This is a genomic window from Arthrobacter sp. P4_F11 (assembly GCF_056401395.1).
Genome location: NZ_JBFUJK010000021.1, coordinates 12,383 through 31,354 on the forward strand (window position 1 = coordinate 12,383; position 18,972 = coordinate 31,354).

Consider the following 18,972-nt stretch of genomic DNA (forward strand, 5'->3'; position numbering starts at 1 on the left):
GGCGGGTACGGAGCAGTCGACCGTGGTTGGGCGACGCGTCAGTTGGACGGGAAGTTGTAGGAGGCTCCGGAGGCGTGCGTGGGTTCGGGCCACCGGGAGGTGACCACTTTGCCGCGGGTGTAGAAGGAGACGCCTTCGGGGCCGTAGATGTGCTTGTCGCCGAACAGCGAGGCCTTCCAGCCGCCGAAGGAGTGGTAGGCCACAGGGACGGGCAGCGGCACGTTGATGCCGATCATGCCCACGGTGACGGAGCGCTGGAACTTCCGGGCCGCGGCGCCGGAAGAGGTGAAGATGGCGGTGCCGTTGCCGTAGGGGTTGGAGTTGATCAGGGCGATGCCGGCGTCGAGGTCCTCGACGCGGACCACGACCAGGACGGGGCCGAAGATTTCCTCGGTGTAGGCGGTCATCCCGGCCGTGACGTGGTCGATCACGGTGGGGCCGACCCAGAACCCGTCTTCGTGGCCGGGGACCACGAGGTCGCGGCCGTCCACCACCATCGCGGCGCCGGCTGTTTCGGCTTCGGTGACGATCTTCACGATGCGTTCCTTGGACGCCGGCGTGATGACCGGGCCCATTTCGGCGTCGGGCACGGTGCCGTTGTTGACCTTGACGGCCAGGGCGCGCTCTTCGACCTTCTTGACCAGCAGGTCGGCGGCGTCGCCGACGGCGACGGCGACTGAGATGGCCATGCAGCGTTCCCCGGCGGAGCCGAACGCGGCGGCGGCCAGGTGGTCGGCGGCGTTGTCGAGGTCGGCGTCGGGCAGGATGATCGCGTGGTTCTTCGCGCCTCCCAGTGCCTGGACGCGTTTGCCGTGGGCGGTGGCGGTCTCGTGGACGTACCGGGCGATCGGGGTGGAACCGACGAAGGAGATGCCGTCCACGTCCGGGTGGGTCAGGAGGCCGTCGACCGTTTCCTTGTCGCCGTGCAGGACCTGGAAGACGCCGTCGGGCAGCCCGGCCTGCTTCCACAGCTTGGCGAGCAGCATGGAGGCGGAGGGGTCGCGCTCGGAGGGCTTGAGGATGAAGGCGTTGCCCGTGGCAATCGCCATCGGGGCCATCCACAGCGGGACCATGACCGGGAAGTTGAACGGGGTGATGCCGGCGACGACGCCGAGCGGCTCGCGGAAGGAGAAGACGTCGATGCCGGTGGAGACCTGGTCCGAGTAGTCGCCCTTGAGCAGTTGCGGGATGCCGCAGGCGAACTCGATGACCTCGAGTCCGCGGCCGATCTCGCCCTTGGCGTCGGAGAGGACCTTGCCGTGTTCGGCGGTGATCAGTTCGGCGAGCTCGTCCACGTGGGAAGCGACGAGTTCGCGGAACTTGAACAGCACCGCGGTGCGCTTGGCCAGGGAGATGTCGCCCCAGGAATCGGCGGCCGCACGGGCGGCGGCGACAGTGGCGTCCAGGTCTTCCCGGTTGGCCAGCCGCAGCTCTGCGGAGACGGCGCCGGTGGCCGGGTTGTAGACGGGCTGGGTGCGGGTACCTTCACCGGCGGTTTCGGCGCCGTTGATGAAGTGGCTGATGGTGGTGACGGTCGTCGTTGACATAGTGGTGGACTTCCTTGGTCTGTGGCTGTTCGTGGTGGTGAAGGGGGGTCAGCCGAGCAGCTTGCGCTGGCGGGCCTTGTGGTCGGTGTAGGTCTGGAAAGCCTGTTTCGTGGAGTCGAGCTCGGAGACCTGGGAGACCGGAACGTCCCACCACGACTCGGAGCTGGGGGCATCCAGCAGCGGGTCGGATTCAACGTGGATGACGATCGGGCCGCCGCGTTCGGGGGCGGCCTTGGCGTCGCGGATGGCCTGTTCGAGCTCGGTGATGACCTTCTCCCCCGGTTCGATCCGGATCACCTTCACGCCGAGGCTTTCGGCGTTCAGGGCCAGGTCGACCGGGAGCCGGTCGCCGTCGTCGAAGCTGTGGTGCTCCTCATCCAGCGCCCGGTACTGGGTGCCGAAGCGCTGGGATCCGAGGGACTCGGAAAGCGAACCGATCGAGGCGTAGCCGTGGTTCTGGATCAGGACCACGATCAGCTTGATCCGCTCGGCGACGGCGGTGACGAGTTCGGTGTGCATCATCAGATAGGAGCCGTCCCCCACCATGACGACGACGTCGCGCTGCGTGCCGCCCTTGGCGGCTTCGGCCAGGGCGGCGCGCTTGACCCCGAGGCCGCCGGGGATCTCGTAGCCCATGCAGGAGTAGGCGTATTCGACGTGGTAGCCGAACGGGTCCCGGACGCGCCACATCTTGTGCAGGTCACCGGGGAGTGAGCCGGCGGCGCAGATGACGACGTCCTGGTCGTCCATGGCGCGGTTCGTGGCGCCGATAATCTCGTTCTGCGCCGGCAGCGGCGTGAACCGCGTGTCGAATGCCTCGTCCACGGTGGCGTCCCAGCGTTCCTTCTCGGCCGCGATCCGCTGCTCGAGGTCCGCGCCGATGCGGTAGCCGCCGAGGGCCTGGTTCAGTTTGACCAGGGCCTTGCGGGCATCGGCCACGATCGGCAGTGAGGTGCCGTGCTTGTAGGCGTCGAGGGCGGCGACGTTGATGTTGAGGAATTTCACGTCCGGGTTCTGGAACGCGGTCCGGGAGGCGGTGGTGAAGTCCTCGTAACGGGTACCGATCCCGATGATGAGGTCGGCCTCGGCGGCGATGGCGTTGGCCGCCGTCGTGCCGGTGGAGCCGATGGCCCCGAGGGAGAACTTGTGGTTCCAGGGCAGCACGCCGACGCCGGCCTGGGTGTTGCCGACCGGGATGCCGGTCAGCTCGGCGAACTTCGCGAGTTCCTCGTTGGCGTAGGCGTAGAGCACGCCGCCGCCGGCGATGATCAGCGGGCACTTGGCGGCGCGGATCGCCTCGGCGGCGCGGCGGATGTCCTCGTCGTCGGCGTCCGGGCGGCGGATCCGCCATTCGCGTTCGGCGAGGAATTCCTCGGGCACGTCGAAGGCCTCGGCCTGGACGTCCTGGGGCAGCGAGAGGGTGACGGCACCGGTCTCGGCCGGGTCGGTGAGGACACGGAGTCCGTGGTGGAACGCGGAAAACAGCTGCTCGGGCCGGGAGACGCGGTCAAAGAACTTCGACAGCGGCCGGAACGCATCATTGACGGTGATGTCGTAGGCGTAGGGCTGTTCGAGCTGCTGCAGCACGGGGTCGGCGGCGCGGGTCGCGAACGTGTCACTCGGCAGCAGCAGGACCGGCAGCCGGTTGGTGGTGGCCAGCGCCGCGCCGGTGAGCAGGTTCGAGGAGCCCGGACCGATCGAGGTGCTGATCGCGAAGGTCTGACGGCGGCGGGTGTGGCGGGCGAAGCCGACCGCCTGGTGGGACTGGGCCTGTTCGTTGCGGCCCTGGTAGTACGGCATGATCGTCGGATCGAGCTGCTGGTACTGCTTGAGGGCCTGGCCGACGCCGGCGACGTTGCCGTGGCCGAAGATGCCGAACGTGCCCGGAATCAGGCGTTCCCGGAAGTCCTGGCCCCCGACCGAATCAACGGTGTACTGCTTGGACAGGTATTCAATGACGGCCTGCGCGACCGTCATTCTGCGTGTTCCTGATGCCGTGCTCATTCCCATGGGAAGCTACTCCGATACTTCTTTGGTGCGGGTGGATTCGGTGTGGTGCAGCAGCGAGGCCGCGGTTGCCACGGCGCCGGCGACGTCGCCGTCCTGCGGGTAGAGCAGGGTCCGGCCGACGGTGAGGCCCTGAACGCCGGGCAGGGCGAGGGCAGTCTGCCAGCTGGCGAACACCTCGTCCTGGCCAGCGTCCGGGTCTCCGCCGAGGAGCACGGTGGGCATCGTCGTGGACGCCATGACGCGTTCCATCTCGGCCACCACGGGGAGCTTCATCCAGGTGTAGGCGCTGCTCGCGCCGAGGCCTTCGGCGATAGCGACTGACTTAATGACGGCATTGGTGGAGAGGTCGTTGCGGACCTTCCCGTTTTCGCGGACGGAGAGGAAAGGTTCCACCATGGCGATCAGCCTGCGTTCGGCGAGGGAATCGATGGCCCTCGCGGTCGCTTCGAGGGTGGCGACGGTGTCCGGGTCGCCGAGGCAGATGCGGGTCAGCATCTTGCCGCCGTCGGCGCCCAGGGCCTCGAGCGCGGCCGCGGTGTGGCCGGTAAAGCGGTCATCGAATTCGTTCACCAGGCCGGAGAGTCCGCCACGGTTCATCGAGCCGAAGAGCAGCTTGCCCTCGAGCGCGCCGAGCAGGAGCAGATCGTCCATGATGTCCGGCGAGGCGAGGACACCGTCCACGTCCGGGTTGGCCAGGGCGATCTGCAGGCGGTCCAGGAGCTGGCGGCGGTCGGCCATGGCCACCGGATCGTTTCCGACGGCGAGCGCGCCGCGGGCCGGGTGGTCGGCGGCGACAATGAAGTTCTGCCGGTGGGCCCTGACACCGGGGTGGCGGCGCCGGGCCTTGGCGGCGCGGGCAATCGCTTCCGGGTCTTCGAGCCGGATAATGCTCAGGTGCTCGTAGCGGCGGGGATCATCGTTCACCGCACGGGTGGCGACGGCTGGGTTTGCACTCACAGTGCTGCTCCTTCGGTGGCGTAGGTACCCGGCAGCAAGCGGCCGCGGTCGGCGAGCAGGCCGGTGACTTCGTCCGGCGTCGGCATCGCGTCGGCGCAGGACAGGCGGGAGGCGACGAGGGCGCCGGCGGCGTTGGCGAAATCAAGGACCTGCGCCAGGGGCCAGCCGGAGAGCAGGCCGTGGCAGAAGGCCCCGCCAAAGGAGTCGCCGGCACCGAGGCCGTTGACAGTTTCCACGGGCACCGGGGCGGAGACCACACGCTCGGTGCGGGTCTTGGCCATGACCCCTTCAGGGCCCAGCTTCACGACGGCGATTTCGACGCCGGCCGCGAGCAGCCGGTCCGCCTGTTCGTCCGGGGTGCCCTCCCCGACGGCGACGGCGCATTCCTTGTCGTTGCCGATCGCGACGGTGACGTGCGGCAGGATCCTGGCGACCTGTTCCCGGGCTTCCTCCTCGGAAGCCCAGAACATCGGCCGGTAGTCGAGGTCCAGGATGGTGAACTGGCCTTCCTTGAGCCCGGCGCGGGGCCGTGCCTCGTGGGCCGTGAGCTGTGCGGTGCGGCTGGGCTCCTGGCAGAGTCCGGTGACGGTGGACCAGAAGATCCCGGCGTCTCTGATGGCGTCCAGGTCCAGTTCCTCGGCCTTGATCTGCAGGTCCGGTGCCGTGGGGAAGCGTCCATAGAAGTAGAGCGGGAAGTCCTCCGGCGGCTTGATGGCGCAGAACGTGACGGCGGTGGGCCATTCCTTGACCGCCGTGACGAAGGAGTCGTCCACGTTGAATTTGCGAAGTTCGCGGTGCAGGTACTTGCCGAAGGCGTCCTCGCCGGTGCGGGTGATGACGGCGGTGCGGCGGCCATGGCGGGCGGCGGCGACAGCTACGTTGGATGGGGATCCGCCAAGGTACTTTCCGAAGGACGTGACATCCTCCAGATCCACCCCGATGTCGTTCGGGTAGATATCAACACTGATGCGCCCGATCGTGAGCAGTTCGTGGGTCACGGTGATCGTGGACCTTTCTGGTGTGGACTCGATACCTTTGCGCAGCCTGAGCTTCGGCGTTTCTGCGGTGCTTATTCGGTGCTTTGGAGCCTGGCGTGAGCCGGGCCACAACCACTACTTTGCCTTAGAATCCATGTACTGTCAAAGGTTTGTACTGACATATTTACAACATGACACGGGAACTTCAAATGACGCCCCGCGCGGCGCCGCAGCGGCGGAGCGGGCGCCGGAAACACCCCGGTGGTTACCTGGCGGGCACGCCAAGTTCGCCGGTGACATACTGGGCCTGCCCGAAACCGAACGACCAGTCCCCGGCGGTGTTCTCGACATATCCGATGAAAACGTCCTCGCCGGCGACCCCCGCGGCGGCCAGCCTGTCCGCAATGGCGGCAAACAGGGACTGCTTGGCGGACTGACTGCGCCCGGCCTGGGTGAAGATCTGGATCATCACCACGTCCGGCGTCCGCTCGAAGCCGAGCCCGGCATCCTGGGCAACAATTTGCCCCACGGGATGCTCGGTCAGCACGTGGAAGTAGTCCCGCTCCGGAATGCCAAATTCGGCCACGATCGCGTTGTGGATGCCCTGGCTGAGTCCGCGGAGTTGCTCCGCGCCGCGGCCCTGGTTGACGTCAATTCGTACGAGAGGCACTCGCATCTCCTCCATTAGTTTGTCCTGACATACTAACAAAGTAATTCGGAGGTACGCAAGGATTCCTGACAGCACACAGCAACGCGGGGTCGCTTAGCGCCCATCCCAGCCCCGCAGGACGGGCCCTCAGTGACCCCGCGTTGGGTATTGCGCGGACATTGCCTCCGGCGTAGCGTTAACAACCTAGAGATTGATCAATGAAAAAGTTGATTACTGATCAGTTGACCACGGGACGAGGAGGTGGGACACCGAGTGGAAGCGAGTGACGACGCCGAGCTCGACGCGGCCTTCCTGGCCCTCGCCGATCCGGTCCGCCGCCGCATCATTGCCCGGCTCAGCCGGGGCCCGGCCACCGTCAATGAACTGGCGGAGCCCTTCGCGATCACCAAGCAGGCGGTCTCGAAACACATCCAGGTCCTCGAGCAGGCGCAACTTGTCACGCGGACCCGTGACGCCCAGCGCCGGCCCGTGCACCTGGACCCTGCACGGCTGGAAGCACTCACTGCCTGGATCGACCAGTACCGGCTGGTCCGCGAGGGGCAGTTCCGCAGCCTTGACGCCGTGCTTGAAATCCGCGCCGCCCAGAGCGGCACACAGGCAAAGGATGCATCATGAGCAACGCACTGAAATTGACCGTCCCCGAGGGTCTGCCGTTCATCGATTTCGAGCGTGAATTCGACTTTCCGGTGTCCGAGGTGTTCCGGGCGCACAAGGATCCCGAGCTCGTCGCCCAGTGGCTTGGCCCGCGGCGGCTGACTATGGCTGTCGACCACTACGACTTTAGGACCGGCGGCAGCTACCGCTACACCCACACCGCGCCGGACGGCAGCGCCTATGGCTTCACCGGTGTCTTCCACACTGTCCGCGAGAATGATTTCGCCATCCAGACCTTCGAATTCGATGGCTACCCGGACGTGGTGAGTATTGAGTCCCTGACCTTCGAGGACCTGGGTGGCGGCCGTTCGCGGCTCAGCGGCCACGCGGTCTACCCCAGCATGGAGGCCCGCGACGGCATGGCGCAGTCCGGAATGGAGGGCGGCATGACCGAAGCCTACGAACAGCTCGAGGAAGTCCTCAGCGGGGCCAGGGTCTAGGACCTCAGGGTCATAAAGAGTACGACGGCGGCAGGTCACCTCCCGGGGAAGGTGGCCTGCCGCCGTCGTACTTAAAGAAACAACGCGGGGTCACTCCGCGCCCATCCCACCGAGTGGAATGGGCCGTGAGTGACCCCGCGTTGCTGTAGTGCTGGTGCTTCGGCGCTTCGGACCTAGAGGGTCGCGAAGACCTCGCGCAGGAGCTTGGCGGTCTCGGACGGCGTCTTGCCGACCTTGACGCCGGCAGCCTCGAGGGCTTCCTTCTTGGCCTGGGCGGTGCCCGCGGAACCCGAGACGATGGCGCCTGCGTGGCCCATGGTCTTGCCTTCCGGAGCGGTGAAGCCGGCCACGTAGCCAACAACCGGCTTCGTGACGTGGGCCTTGATGTAGTCGGCGGCACGCTCTTCGGCGTCGCCACCGATTTCGCCGATCATGACGATCGCCTTGGTCTCCGGGTCAGCCTCGAAGGCTTCGAGGGCATCGATGTGGGTGGTGCCGATGACCGGGTCGCCGCCGATGCCGATGGCGGTGGAGAAGCCGAGGTCGCGCAGCTCGTACATCATCTGGTAAGTCAGGGTGCCCGACTTGGAGACAAGGCCGATGGGGCCCTTGCCCGTGATGTTGGCCGGGGTGATGCCGACGAGGGCCTCGCCCGGGGTGATGATGCCGGGGCAGTTCGGTCCGATGATGCGGGTGACCTGCTTGCCGTTGGCGTCCACCTTGGACTGGGCCAGTGCCCAGAACTCGGCGGAGTCCTGGACCGGCACGCCTTCGGTGATGACGACGACGAGGCCGATGCCGGCCTCGATGGCTTCAACGACGGCGTCCTTGGTGAAGGCCGGCGGCACGAAGACGATGGAAACGTCAGCACCGGTCTCTGCCATGGCTTCCTTGACGGTGCCGAAGACGGTGATCTCGGCGTCGCCGTGCAGGACCGTGGTGCCGGCCTTGCGGGCGTTGACGCCGCCCACAACGTTGGTGCCGGCTTTGAGCATCAGAGCGGTGTGCTTGGTGCCTTCGCCGCCGGTGATGCCCTGGACGATGACCTTGGAGTCCTTGTTCAGATAAATAGACATAGTCGAGTCCCTCTACTTCGCTGCGTTGGCGAGCTCGGCAGCCTTGTCGGCGCCCTCGTCCATGGTGGCGGCCAGGGTAACCAGCGGGTGGTTGGCCTCGGCCAGGATGCGGCGGCCTTCCTCAACGTTGTTGCCGTCAAGGCGGACTACCAGCGGCTTGTTCGCGGAGTGGCCCAGCTCGGCCAGTGCACCGACGATGCCCTTGGCGACGGCGTCACAGGCGGTGATGCCGCCGAAGACGTTGACGAAGACGGACTTGACCTGCGGGTCGCCCAGGATGACGTCGAGGCCTGCTGCCATGACCTCGGCGGAAGCTCCACCGCCGATGTCCAGGAAGTTCGCGGGCTTGACGTTGCCGTGGTTCTCGCCGGCGTAAGCAACGACGTCGAGGGTGGACATGACCAGGCCGGCACCGTTACCGATGATGCCGACTTCGCCGTCCAGCTTGACGTAGTTGAGGTCCTGCGCCTTGGCCTTGGCCTCGAGCGGGTCAGCAGCGTCCTTGTCTTCAAGGTGGGCGTGCTTGGGGTGGCGGAAGTCGGCGTTCTCGTCGAGGGAGACCTTGCCGTCGAGGGCAACGATGTCGCCGGCGCCGGTCAGGACCAGCGGGTTGACCTCCACAAGAGTGGCGTCTTCCTTCTTGAAAACGTCCCAGAGCTTCAGGATTACGCTGGCGACCTTGCCACGCAGTTCCTCGGCGAAGCCTGCCGCGGCGACGATTTCGTCGGCCTTGGCCTGGTCGATGCCCACGGCCGGGTCGATCGAGATCTTGGCCAGGGCCTCGGGGCGCTCAACGGCGAGCTGCTCGATTTCCATGCCGCCTTCTACCGAGCACATGGCCAGGTAGTTGCGGTTGGCCCGGTCCAGAAGGACGGAGAAGTAGTATTCCTCGGCGATGTCTGCACCCTGGGCGATCATCACCCGGTGCACGGTGTGGCCCTTGATGTCCATCCCGAGGATGTTGGTGGAGTGTTCAAACGCTTCGTCAGCGGTCTTCGCGACCTTGACGCCGCCGGCCTTGCCGCGGCCTCCGGCCTTGACCTGCGCCTTTACGACAGTTACGCCGCCGATTTTCTCGGCAGCTGCCTTTGCTTCTTCAGGGGTGTGCGCCACGATGCCAGCAAGCACGGGTACACCGTGCGCCTCGAACATATCGCGCGCCTGATATTCAAACAGGTCCACGGTTTAGTGTCCTTCTACGTCGAAGTAGTTTCTGTACAGCCGGACCCCACGTACTCGCGGTTACCGGGCTGCGGAATAAACGCACCCTGCGACAAGCTTGGAAACGAGCCACACGGCGCAATGCTCCTTTGGGAACTCTAGTCCTTCGATCGGACCAGCCCGTTCCAGAGTACCGGTTATGTGAGTAAGGACACTATTCTATGGAGCGTAGAAAAACCGCTAGATTACGGGGTTTTTGGGGTGTCTGACGGCGCTCCGAAGCCCGACGCGGCCGTGCCGGACCCGCGTTCGTAATGTACGGCGAACGCCCGTGCCGGCGGCTGCACGGGGTGCCGGCGGACGGTCTCCGGACTCCCGCCGGGTCTTCAGCCAAACGTCCAGCTACGCGGTCAGTCAGGCGTCCAGCTTGGTCAGCGGCGCGTAGCGCAGCAGCAGCCGCTTCTCGCCGACGTCGAACTTGACCTTGGCGACCGTCTTGTCCCCGGCGCCCTCGACCGCCAGGACGGTGCCGTTGCCGAAGCTGGTGTGGTTGACCTTGTCCCCCACGCTGACGGCGACGACTTCCTTCTGCGGCTGGACCCTGTTCTTGGCCACCGCGGCGGGAACATCGGCGTTGAAGCCGGCGGACGGGCTGGCCGCGGCGCCGCGGGCGGTCCCGGCACCCCAGAACGATCCGCCGTAGCGGCTGGACCCGATCCCGGCACCGCTCCCCCAGCCTCCGCCCTGGCGGCTGGCGCCTTCGCGCTTCCACTCGACGAGCTCGGCCGGGATCTCCTCGATGAACTGGCTCGCGGGGTTGTACTGGCTCTGGCCCCACATGCTGCGGACCTCGGACCTGGTCAGGTAGAGACGCTTGCGGGCACGGGTCAGCCCCACGTAGGCCAGCCGGCGTTCCTCGGCCAGTTCCTTGGGATCGGTGGCGGAGCGCTGGTGAGGGAACAGCCCGTGCTCCATGCCGGTAAGGAACACGACCGGGAATTCCAGGCCCTTCGCGGTGTGCAGTGTCATCAGGGTCACGACGCCGAGCCGCTTGGCTTCGGCGACGGCGGCCGCCAGGTTTTCGGCGTCACCGCCGGGGGCGTCCGGAATCTGGTCGGCGTCAGCCACGAGGGAGACCTGCTCCAGGAAGGCTCCGAGCGAGCCTTCGGGGTTGTCCCGTTCGTATTCCCGGACGACGGCGACCAGTTCGGCGAGGTTCTCCACCCTGGACTCGTCCTGTGGGTCGGTGCTGGAACGCAGCCCGGCAAGGTAGCCGGTTTGTTCGAGCACGGCTTCGAGAGCCGCGGCGGCGCCGGAGCCGGAGGCGACCTCGGCGAGGTCGTCGAGGAGTTTCACGAAGCCCAGCACGGCGTTGACCGAACGCGTCGCCATGCCCGGGGCTTCATCGGCGCGCCGCGCGGCGGCCATGAAGGAGGTGCGCTCACGCTCTGCCAGGGCGGCGACGACACCCTCGGCCCGGTCCCCGATCCCGCGCTTGGGTTCGTTGAGGATGCGGCGGAGGTTGACGTCGTCGTCCGGGTTGACCAGGACGCGCAGGTAGGCGAGGGCGTCCTTGATCTCCTTGCGCTCGTAGAAGCGGGTGCCGCCGACCACCTTGTAGGGCAGGCCGACGCGGACCAGGACGTCCTCGATCGAGCGGGACTGGGCGTTGGTGCGGTAGAAAATGGCGACGTCGCCGGGGCGCAGGTTGCCCTCGTCCTGGAGCCGGTCGATTTCCTTGGCGATGAACTGGGCCTCGTCGTGTTCGTTCTCGCCGACGTAGCCGACGATCTTCTCGCCGTCGCCCTCGGCCGTCCAGAGCCGTTTCTCCGGCCGGTTGGGATTGCGGGAGATCACCGAGTTGGCGGCGCTGAGGATGGTCTGGGTGGAGCGGTAGTTCTGCTCGAGCTTGATGGTGCGGGCGTCCGGGTAGTCCTTCTCGAACTCCACGATGTTGCGGATGTCCGCGCCGCGGAAGGCGTAGATGGACTGGTCTGAATCGCCGACGACGGTGAGCTCGGCGGCGTCGGGGCCTTCGCCGACGATCTCGCGCACCAGGGCGTACTGGGCGTGGTTGGTGTCCTGGTATTCGTCCACGAGGACGTGTCGGAAGCGGCGCCGGTAGGAATCGGCGAGCGCCGGGAAGGCCCGGAACATGTAGACGGTCTCGGCGATCAGGTCATCGAAGTCCATGGCGTTGGCCTGGCGCAGGCGCTGGGTGTAGCCCTTGAAGACCTCGGCGACGGCCTGCTCGAACGGATCGTTGTAGTTGGCGCTCGAGGAATAGCTGTCGGCGTCGATCAGCTCGTTCTTGAGCGCGGAAATCTTGTGCTGGATGGCCTTGGGCGCGAAGCGCTTGGGGTCAAGGTCCAGGTTCTTGGCCACCAGGGTGATCAGGCGCAGCGAGTCGGCGGAGTCGTAGATCGAGAAGTTGGAGTTGAGCCCGACGTTCTTGGCCTCGCGGCGCAGGATCCGGACGCAGGAGGAGTGGAAGGTGGAGATCCACATGGTCTTGGCCCGGCCGCCGACCAGCGCCTCGATCCGTTCCCGCATTTCGGCCGCGGCCTTGTTGGTGAAGGTGATGGCCAGGATCTCGCCGTGGTGCGCCCGCCTCGTGGCGATCAGGTAGGCGATCCGGTTGCTGAGCACGCGGGTCTTGCCCGACCCGGCGCCGGCGACAATCAGCAGGGCGCTGCCGGCGTGCTTGACCGCTTCTTCCTGCTGGGGGTTCAGCCCCTCGAGGAGTTCGCCCGCGTTCGGAAGCTGCGGGCGGTCCCAGCCGCTGTCAGGGCCGTCGCCGTGCGCGCTGCCGCCGAGCGGGCTTCCGCCGTGCGGGCTGCCGCCGTGCGGGGCGCCGCCGTGCGGGGCGCCGCCGTGCGGGGCGGCGCCGTGCGGTGCGGAATCCGGTCCGGAATCCAGGCCCGCCAGGCCGGACCCGGAGCGCGATTTAGTGCCTGCCGCCGCCTTGGAGGCAGCTTGGAAGGGTCCGTCGGCGTAAGGGTCAAACAACATATCCATGGTGTATCTAAGTCTAGGCGGTGGCGCTGACAGCCGTGTCCGCCCGTCGGGACATGCCCTCCCCTGCCCGCGCCCAGTGGACATAATCCCCTTGTGCCCACCCCTGGCCGCGAAGAATGAGCATGCCCCGCGGACACGGCCCAGCTGAACGAGCATGTCCTCCCCTTCCCGCGCCCAGTGGACATAATCCCCTTGTGCCCAGTCCTGGCCGTGAAGAATGAGCATGCCCCGCGGAAGCTGTCATGGAGAAGAGCCGGGTTGTTCTGAAGACCGCCGAGGTTGTTAACAATGAGCATGACCCACCGACCCGGTACGGCCGAACTGACATGTCCTCCACCACCCGTGACCACTGGACATACTCCCTTTATGCCCACTCCTGACAGCGAAAAATGAGCATGTCCCCCGGACCCCGCCGCGAACAATGAGCATGTCCCACGGGAGGTCCGGCAGGCGGGAAGCTAGCCGACGCCCCCGGAGCTGAGCGCGGCGCGCAGCTGCTGGACCGCCGTCGTGCCTCCCGCCATGAACCAGTCGAGTCCGTTGACGCGCACGACGTCGGTCGCGCCGCCGGCCGCCTCCACGATCGCCTTCCCGGGCAGCCAGTCCCATTCGGGGCAGCTGTGCTGGAACCAGCAGCCAAGCTCTCCGTCTGCGACCCGGCCGAGGTCGCAGGAGCCGGACCCGAACATGCGCAGCGCGGCCGCCGACGTCGCTGCCGCATGCCAGGGCATGGCACACATCGGATCGGCAAGCCACGTCGGGTGGATGTAGGTTGCCGCGCCGAGATCAGCCAGCGGCGTGTCGGCGCGTCCGGTGCCACCGGACGCGCCGGGCAGGAAGGTGACCAGTTTTTCGCCGTTGAGCGTCGCCGCCCGGGACGTCCCGCCCAGCCAGAGTTTGTCCTCCTCCGGCTGGAAGATGGCACCGAGCCCTGCACCGGAGGAATCCTTCAGGGCAATGGCCGAGCACCAGTACGTGGATCCGTGCAGGAAGTTGAAGGTCCCGTCGACGGGGTCAATGACCCAGGTCCGGCCGCTGCTGCCCGCCACGGAGGCGCCCTCCTCGCCCAGGACGGCGTCATTGGGCCGGCAGCGCCGAAGCTGTTCCAGCACGTAGGATTCGGCAGCGTGGTCGGCGGCCGTGACCACGTCCGAGACCGACGTCTTCTGCCTGCCCTCAAGCCCGGCCTGCCGCATCAACAGCGCCAGCGTGCCGGCCTCGCGGACCAGGGCCTCGGCCAGTTGGTAGTCATCCAGTGAGGGGTCGAGATCTGCGGTGCTGTGCCGGCCGAGCCGGTGTTTTCCTAGTTCGGTCACGCATCCCAGACTATCGGCGCCCGTTGGCAGTGAACAGCCGGCGCGGACGGCCGGACAGACGGCGGCGCGGAGGGGTGTGCAGGACGGGCGATAATGGAGCCATGGCCAAGACACCCGCGCAGCGGATCAAAAAGCACGGCGCCAACGCGGCGGTCCCCCAGCACCACCTCCCTCCGGTGATCAATCCGACCACCAGCCGGACACCGCAGAAGGCACAGAGCAACAGCAATCTGATTGTCATCGCCGGGGTCGTGGCCAGCCTGTTCCTGTTCTGGTATCTGCACCTGCTCACCCTCAACCAGCTCACCCAGTTGTCGGGCGGCCAGGCAATGCCCGACTCGTTGGTGGGCGGCTTTGACCTGGGGTTCGTGGAGCAATTGCGCGCGGCCATGGACGCCGATGCCCGGGGCCAGCTGAACTATGTCCACAAGACGGCCGGGATGCTCTTCCCGCTGATCTTTGGCTTCACCTGGCTGCTGCTGATCGGAACCAACGTGGCACGGAATTCCCTGCGCTGGGCGCTGTGGTCGCTGCCGCTGCTTTTTGCTGCGGTCCGGCTGTGGGGCAACACGGTGATCGATGAAATGATGTCCGCCGACACTCTCGACGGCGGTCAGGTCGCCCTGGCCTCCGGGCTCACCGTGGCCGGCTGGGTCCTTCTGGCGCTGAGCGTCGTGGCCGGCGTCGCCGCCGTGTTCCTCGGACGCAAGGCTGCCGCGGCTTCCCCCACCCCGGGACATGTCCAGTCCTGACCTGCGCGGCAGGGCTAGCTCTCTATTCCAGGCTTAGGACACGGGACATGTCCATTCTTGGTCACGGCGGCAGGGCTGTTGCCCGATCCGCGGCATAGGACACGGGACATGTCCATTCTTGGTCACGGCGGCTGGAGTCGCCCCACGCACCCGGCCCCGAGCGCGGGACATGTCCAGCGTTCGGCCCGGCCGGTGGACAACTTGCCATTATGTCCATCCCTCAAGTCCAGGGGAGAGCATGTCCAGTTCAGTGCGAAGTCAGGGTACTTCGGTCAGGAATTCAAGAGCCTGTTCCGCACGTTGGGAGGCTCCTGCTTTCTCAAAGTAGTCGGCGGCCTCCATCAGGTACTTCCGGGCTTCGGCCCCGTTTCCCAAAGCGGCGTGCGACCGGCCCAGAAGAAGATACACCTCGCCCAATATTTGCGGTGACGTCTTCTCGGGGACCGGGAAAATGTCAACTAGGGTATCGACTGCCGATTTCTGATCCCCCGCCAGGAAATTCCAGTGGCCGCGGTTCAGCTTGAGCAATATGTGATCTTCCTCGGTGCCGCCAATGACATCCGTGGCTAGTTCCGCGCGTTCAATACAACGCAGCGTGTCCGCGTCCGCAACATCCGCGGCGAGCCGCATGGCAGCGGAAGCCTTGTTGAATTTGGCCCAAACAGTGAGGTTCCGTGCCGGTGAAAAGGTGCCAGCGGCGAGTTCGTGATAGTGCAGCCCCTCGGCGACTTTGCTGCAAAGAAACGCGACGTTCCCAATGACCCAATACGCCTTGCCCACCAACTGGTCATCGACTTCGCCCGAAATGATGTCGGCCATGATGAGGCTTTCCGCCCACGCTTCGTCAAGCCTTCCACTATCGGCGAGCGCCGCAATGAGGGCCTGTCTGGCCTTGACTGCAATTTCGACATCGTCCTCGTCAACCATGAGGTCCGCTGCAATTCTGGCCTCGTCGGCGGCCTCTTCGAGCAGGCCCATGCCCCGGCGAGTCAGGGCCAGGAGGATGTGCACCTGCGCCTGAAGCTGCCGGTTCCCATCCCGGGGTTCAGCAATCAGTGTGCCGGCAAGTTCCGCGCAAGCTTCAATTTCCCCGGCGGCAATGAGGCTCTCGGCCCGGAACAGCGTCATGTGCCACCATGACGACGCATCACCTTCAGCATCGGCAATATCCGCCGCCATCTGCGCGGCGTTCGCAGCCTCGCGGAAGTCGTGGCTGGACCGGAACTCGCGCGCCTGCAGCTCTGCAGCAGCGTACGAGGGTGAAACGGAACTTTGTTGCATGTCTCAATTATCCGTTGCCGAGGGAGCGGAAACGAACAAACCGCGCAAGCAAGACCTGCGCAATATTGACTCAGGTCTTCCGAAGCTTCGCGCGAATAACACGACTTCGCACATCGCAGAGCGAATCGTTATACAGCGGCGTGTCGTTTGGCCCTATACTAAATCTGCACCACAAGTCACATGAGTCACATCAGCCTCTTACGTATCAGGAGTCCTAATGAAGAAGACCCTTGCAACACTCCTCGTCGCCGGTGCGCTGGCAACCGCGGGCATGTCCGCCTCCGCAGCGATTTCTGCTGCAGCTGACACCTCCGGACACAGCTCGGTGGCCGCTATCGGTTGGTGGCCGGACTCCATCAAGAAGTAACGGAGACTGCATTGACAGGCGGCGGGTGTCGGAAGTGATTCCGGCACCCGCCGCTTTTCATTTAAGGGACCCCATTTAGACCGCATCACGGCGACGTGAAGACGAAGGCACAGCACAAACACGCCCCGCCCAACATCCACCCGGAGCTACAGGAGCTTTCCACCCCCGGCAAACAACGCCACAATCTCGCCCGCCGGCGCAGGCCGGCCAAAGTAGTAGCCCTGCCCGCTGCCGCAGCCCATCTCGCGCAGTACTTCCGCCTGTTCCGCCGTCTCGATCCCCTCGGCCAGCGCCTTCAGGCCGCAGGCGTGGATGAGGTGCAGCACCGCGGCTACGAAGTCCCGCTGTTGCTCGTCGTCGCCGAGGCCACTGATCAGACTCCGGTCGATCTTGACCACGTTCACCGGCAGCTTGCGCAGGTAGCTGATGGAGGAATAGCCGGTCCCGAAGTCATCGATCTCGAGCTGCACGCCGAGCCGGCGAAGGCCGTTGAGCGAATACTGGTCGACGTCGCCGCCGTTGACCGCCATGGACTCCGTCAGCTCCACGATCAGGTTTGATGCATCCACGCCGGTCTCCCTGAGGATGTCCCGCACATGTTCGATCAGCTCGAGGTTTTGCAGTTCGGTGGTGGAAATGTTGACCCGGACGTTAAAGCTGCTGTCCACCTGCAAGTCCTGCTGCCATTTGCGCAATTGACGCACGGCATTGCGCAGCACCCAGTGGCCCAGGTCCACGATCATGCCGGTTTCCTCGGCCAGGGGAATGAACTGGTCCGGCATGAGCAGACCGCGCTCCGGGTGGTTCCACCGGACCAGCGCCTCCACGCCTTCGATCCTGCCGGTCGCGAGGTCCACCACCGGCTGGTAGTGCAGGGTCAGCTGGTCCTGCCGGATAGCTTCGCGCATTTCCGTAACCATGACGCTCTGCAGCCGGCGCGCGTACAGCAGGGCCGGCTCGAAGACTTTGATGCTGCTGTGCTGCTGCGCCTTGGCCGCGTACATGGCCGTGTCGGCCTCCATGACCAGGTCATCGACGGACTGGCCGGGTTCCGCGATCCGCAGGCCGATGCTCGTTCCGCAGGTGACTTTCAGGTCCCCGACGTCGAGGCTCTCACTGAGTGCCTTGAGGATCCTGTTCGCCACCCTGCGTGCCCGGACCAGATTGGACTTCGGCAGCATGACGGCGAATTCGTCGCCGCCAAGGCGCGCCACTGTGTCAGTCTCGCGGACGGCGTCCTGGAGCCGGCGTGCGATGGCCCGCAGGACGTCGTCGCCGGCGCTGTGCCCCAGGGTGTCGTTAATGCCCTTGAAGGAATCAAGATCCAGAATCAGGAGGGCCGGCGGCATTTCGCCGCGTGAGGACTCCGCCAGGGCATGGCTCAGGACCGAGTTCAGTGCGGTGCGGTTGGCGAGTTGGGTCAGGGGGTCGGTCAGCGCCATGCGTTCGAGCTCCACCTGCGCCTCGCGCAGCATGGCCGTACGGCTTTCGACCCGCTCTTCCAGCTCCTGATAGATGGTCTGAAGGTCATCGGCCATCAGGTTGATGCCGGCGATGACGGCGGCGACGTCGTCGCGGGCTCCCGAATGCGGGATCCGGGTGCTCAGATCGCCTCCGGCGATCCGCACGATGCCTTCCACGAGGGCGTGCAGCCTGGGGTCCGGAGCTTCATTCTTCACGGGTGTACTGCCTTAGCCACTCAACGGCCGCGGATTCGGAGGTGAAGAACTGGGCCGGGATCGTCTCGCTTCGGGACCGCAGGAGGTAGTGGGCAATGACCCGGTCCACCGGGCTCTCGCCCACCAGGGCGAACGCTGTCGCCGCTATGGAACCGCTGTAGACCCGGCGGGCCTCCATGCTGACACCGACGACGCCGGTGATCACCAGGAGCACCGGCATCCGCCGTCCCGCGGCGAATGTGCGGACGATGTCGCCGGCGATGCGCGCCTCCGGACCCTCGATCTCCTGGTTGGCGGGCAGCAGGACCTCGATGATTCCGCCGTCGATCATCCGCACCCCGATGCGACGGGCGGCACCGTCGGTCGCCCGGGCCGCGGTCACCGCCGCCGCCCCCAGAACGACGCCGGCCGCGGCCGCTGCCGTGTCCGGCAGGCCCTCCGGCAGCCGCCCCTCGGGCCCGGCCAGGGCCTCGAGCATCATCGGACCGCAATTCGACGGCGGCGGTCCGCGGAGCCCCGGAGGTCACAGTTCAGCCGTCGGTCGCCGTGATAGAGAATCGTTTCCCAGTCGACTTCCTCGGCTGTCTTGGCAATCACGGGACTCTCCTTCACTTTCTTGGGCCTGGGACTGACATACAGCCAGTTAACCACCCCGAGGAAGATATCCACCGCGGAGTTGAAGGCGCTGTTGGGGCTGAAATGGTCGCGGAGACCGCGAAAGGCTCCTTGGCGGACCACATGCATTAGGGTCGAAAGCGTCAGAAATATTACGACGATTGGATAGGAAATCGCTCCAACCCGACGCCCGCGAACTGCGGTCGGGTGGTCGGCGTGCGCTTTCAGGGCGGTGGAAATAACGTAGCTGATCGGAGCGGTCAGCGAGGTGAGAATTCCTAGCCGAACAGTGACCATTTTGCACATAAACAGTCTCAGACGACCAAGAGACAGCGCCCCGGGATGAACTTCGGGGCCCCACTGACGGGGCCGGAACGCAACCTTTTGTTCGGTCGTCACGCTGTCCGCACCGAAGAGCGGCAAGACTCGCTGATTTAACATTCGTCCCCGTG

At 65.9% G+C, this 18,972-nt stretch carries 17 protein-coding genes; 4 read left to right on the top strand and 13 right to left on the bottom strand.

Annotated features, from left to right (window positions below):
• Window positions 1–38: 38 nt before the first annotated feature.
• The 5 genes from AC1DRO_RS19155 to AC1DRO_RS19175 all read right to left on the bottom strand — a co-directional run bounded on the left by AC1DRO_RS19155 (window position 39) and on the right by AC1DRO_RS19175 (window position 6,161).
• Window positions 39–1,547: a CoA-acylating methylmalonate-semialdehyde dehydrogenase gene (locus tag AC1DRO_RS19155; protein ID WP_476952036.1), complete on the bottom strand. Its 1,509-nt coding sequence runs from the start codon at window positions 1,545–1,547 to the stop codon at window positions 39–41.
• A gap of 48 nt (window positions 1,548–1,595) precedes the next feature.
• On the bottom strand, window positions 1,596–3,524 hold the full coding sequence (gene iolD / locus AC1DRO_RS19160; RefSeq protein ID WP_476952037.1) for a 3D-(3,5/4)-trihydroxycyclohexane-1,2-dione acylhydrolase (decyclizing): 1,929 nt from the start codon (window positions 3,522–3,524) through the stop codon (window positions 1,596–1,598).
• Between the two features lie 39 nt (window positions 3,525–3,563).
• A complete protein-coding gene (locus AC1DRO_RS19165) occupies window positions 3,564–4,514 on the bottom strand; it encodes a Cgl0159 family (beta/alpha)8-fold protein (RefSeq protein ID WP_028275600.1) in 951 nt (316 codons plus the stop codon).
• Window positions 4,511–5,512 carry a 5-dehydro-2-deoxygluconokinase gene (iolC, locus tag AC1DRO_RS19170; RefSeq protein WP_476952038.1) on the bottom strand — a complete coding sequence of 334 codons (1,002 nt, stop codon included), beginning with the start codon at window positions 5,510–5,512 and terminating at the stop codon, window positions 4,511–4,513. Before iolC ends, AC1DRO_RS19165 begins: the two co-directional genes overlap by 4 nt.
• A gap of 244 nt (window positions 5,513–5,756) precedes the next feature.
• Entirely contained in the window at window positions 5,757–6,161 is a 405-nt protein-coding gene (locus AC1DRO_RS19175; protein ID WP_476952039.1) for a tautomerase family protein, read from the bottom strand.
• Window positions 6,162–6,413: 252 nt separating this feature from the next.
• Here AC1DRO_RS19175 and AC1DRO_RS19180 point away from each other — a divergent pair, with 252 nt between their 5' ends.
• Both AC1DRO_RS19180 and AC1DRO_RS19185 read left to right on the top strand, forming a co-directional pair.
• Window positions 6,414–6,776 (top strand): ArsR/SmtB family transcription factor, encoded by a 363-nt coding sequence (locus AC1DRO_RS19180; RefSeq protein ID WP_476952040.1) that lies wholly within the window; start codon window positions 6,414–6,416, stop codon window positions 6,774–6,776.
• Window positions 6,773–7,255, top strand: coding sequence for an SRPBCC family protein (locus AC1DRO_RS19185; protein WP_476952041.1), 483 nt, complete (start codon window positions 6,773–6,775; stop codon window positions 7,253–7,255). The genes AC1DRO_RS19180 and AC1DRO_RS19185 overlap by 4 nt, the downstream gene beginning before the upstream one ends.
• A 173-nt stretch (window positions 7,256–7,428) precedes the next feature.
• Here the strand turns inward: AC1DRO_RS19185 and sucD are convergent, their stop codons facing one another.
• The 4 genes from sucD to AC1DRO_RS19205 all read right to left on the bottom strand — a co-directional run bounded on the left by sucD (window position 7,429) and on the right by AC1DRO_RS19205 (window position 13,826).
• The gene (sucD, locus tag AC1DRO_RS19190) at window positions 7,429–8,331 is read right to left on the bottom strand and encodes a succinate--CoA ligase subunit alpha (RefSeq protein ID WP_028275595.1); all 903 of its coding nucleotides are present in this window, start codon (window positions 8,329–8,331) and stop codon (window positions 7,429–7,431) included.
• A 12-nt stretch (window positions 8,332–8,343) separates the two neighbouring features.
• Entirely contained in the window at window positions 8,344–9,513 is a 1,170-nt protein-coding gene (sucC, locus tag AC1DRO_RS19195) for an ADP-forming succinate--CoA ligase subunit beta (RefSeq protein ID WP_018776032.1), read from the bottom strand.
• 393 nt (window positions 9,514–9,906) lie between these two features.
• Complete coding sequence (gene pcrA / locus AC1DRO_RS19200; RefSeq protein ID WP_476952042.1) at window positions 9,907–12,510, bottom strand: DNA helicase PcrA; 2,604 nt, start codon at window positions 12,508–12,510, stop codon at window positions 9,907–9,909.
• A 458-nt stretch (window positions 12,511–12,968) separates the two neighbouring features.
• Entirely contained in the window at window positions 12,969–13,826 is an 858-nt protein-coding gene (locus tag AC1DRO_RS19205; protein WP_476952043.1) for an inositol monophosphatase family protein, read from the bottom strand.
• Between the two features lie 101 nt (window positions 13,827–13,927).
• Between AC1DRO_RS19205 and AC1DRO_RS19210 the strand changes: the two genes are divergently transcribed.
• A complete protein-coding gene (locus AC1DRO_RS19210; RefSeq protein WP_476952044.1) occupies window positions 13,928–14,578 on the top strand; it encodes a hypothetical protein in 651 nt (216 codons plus the stop codon).
• 258 nt (window positions 14,579–14,836) lie between these two features.
• Here AC1DRO_RS19210 and AC1DRO_RS19215 read toward each other — a convergent pair whose 3' ends face one another.
• Window positions 14,837–15,859 (bottom strand): hypothetical protein, encoded by a 1,023-nt coding sequence (locus AC1DRO_RS19215; protein WP_476952045.1) that lies wholly within the window; start codon window positions 15,857–15,859, stop codon window positions 14,837–14,839.
• Window positions 15,860–16,076: 217 nt separating this feature from the next.
• Here AC1DRO_RS19215 and AC1DRO_RS19220 point away from each other — a divergent pair, with 217 nt between their 5' ends.
• Window positions 16,077–16,226 carry a hypothetical protein gene (locus AC1DRO_RS19220; RefSeq protein ID WP_476887448.1) on the top strand — a complete coding sequence of 50 codons (150 nt, stop codon included), beginning with the start codon at window positions 16,077–16,079 and terminating at the stop codon, window positions 16,224–16,226.
• Between the two features lie 146 nt (window positions 16,227–16,372).
• On the opposite strand, the gene AC1DRO_RS19225 is transcribed toward AC1DRO_RS19220, so the two are convergent.
• Genes AC1DRO_RS19225 through AC1DRO_RS19235 form a run of 3 tightly spaced genes read right to left on the bottom strand, consistent with a single transcriptional unit; the run spans window position 16,373 to window position 18,919 of the window.
• Window positions 16,373–17,905, bottom strand: a complete 1,533-nt coding sequence (locus AC1DRO_RS19225) for a putative bifunctional diguanylate cyclase/phosphodiesterase (RefSeq protein WP_476952046.1) — start codon at window positions 17,903–17,905, stop codon at window positions 16,373–16,375.
• Window positions 17,895–18,386 (bottom strand): DUF7793 family protein, encoded by a 492-nt coding sequence (locus tag AC1DRO_RS19230; protein WP_476952047.1) that lies wholly within the window; start codon window positions 18,384–18,386, stop codon window positions 17,895–17,897. Before AC1DRO_RS19230 ends, AC1DRO_RS19225 begins: the two co-directional genes overlap by 11 nt.
• Window positions 18,383–18,919 carry a hypothetical protein gene (locus AC1DRO_RS19235; protein WP_476952048.1) on the bottom strand — a complete coding sequence of 179 codons (537 nt, stop codon included), beginning with the start codon at window positions 18,917–18,919 and terminating at the stop codon, window positions 18,383–18,385. The genes AC1DRO_RS19230 and AC1DRO_RS19235 overlap by 4 nt, the downstream gene beginning before the upstream one ends.
• Between the last annotated feature and the right edge of the window lie 53 nt (window positions 18,920–18,972).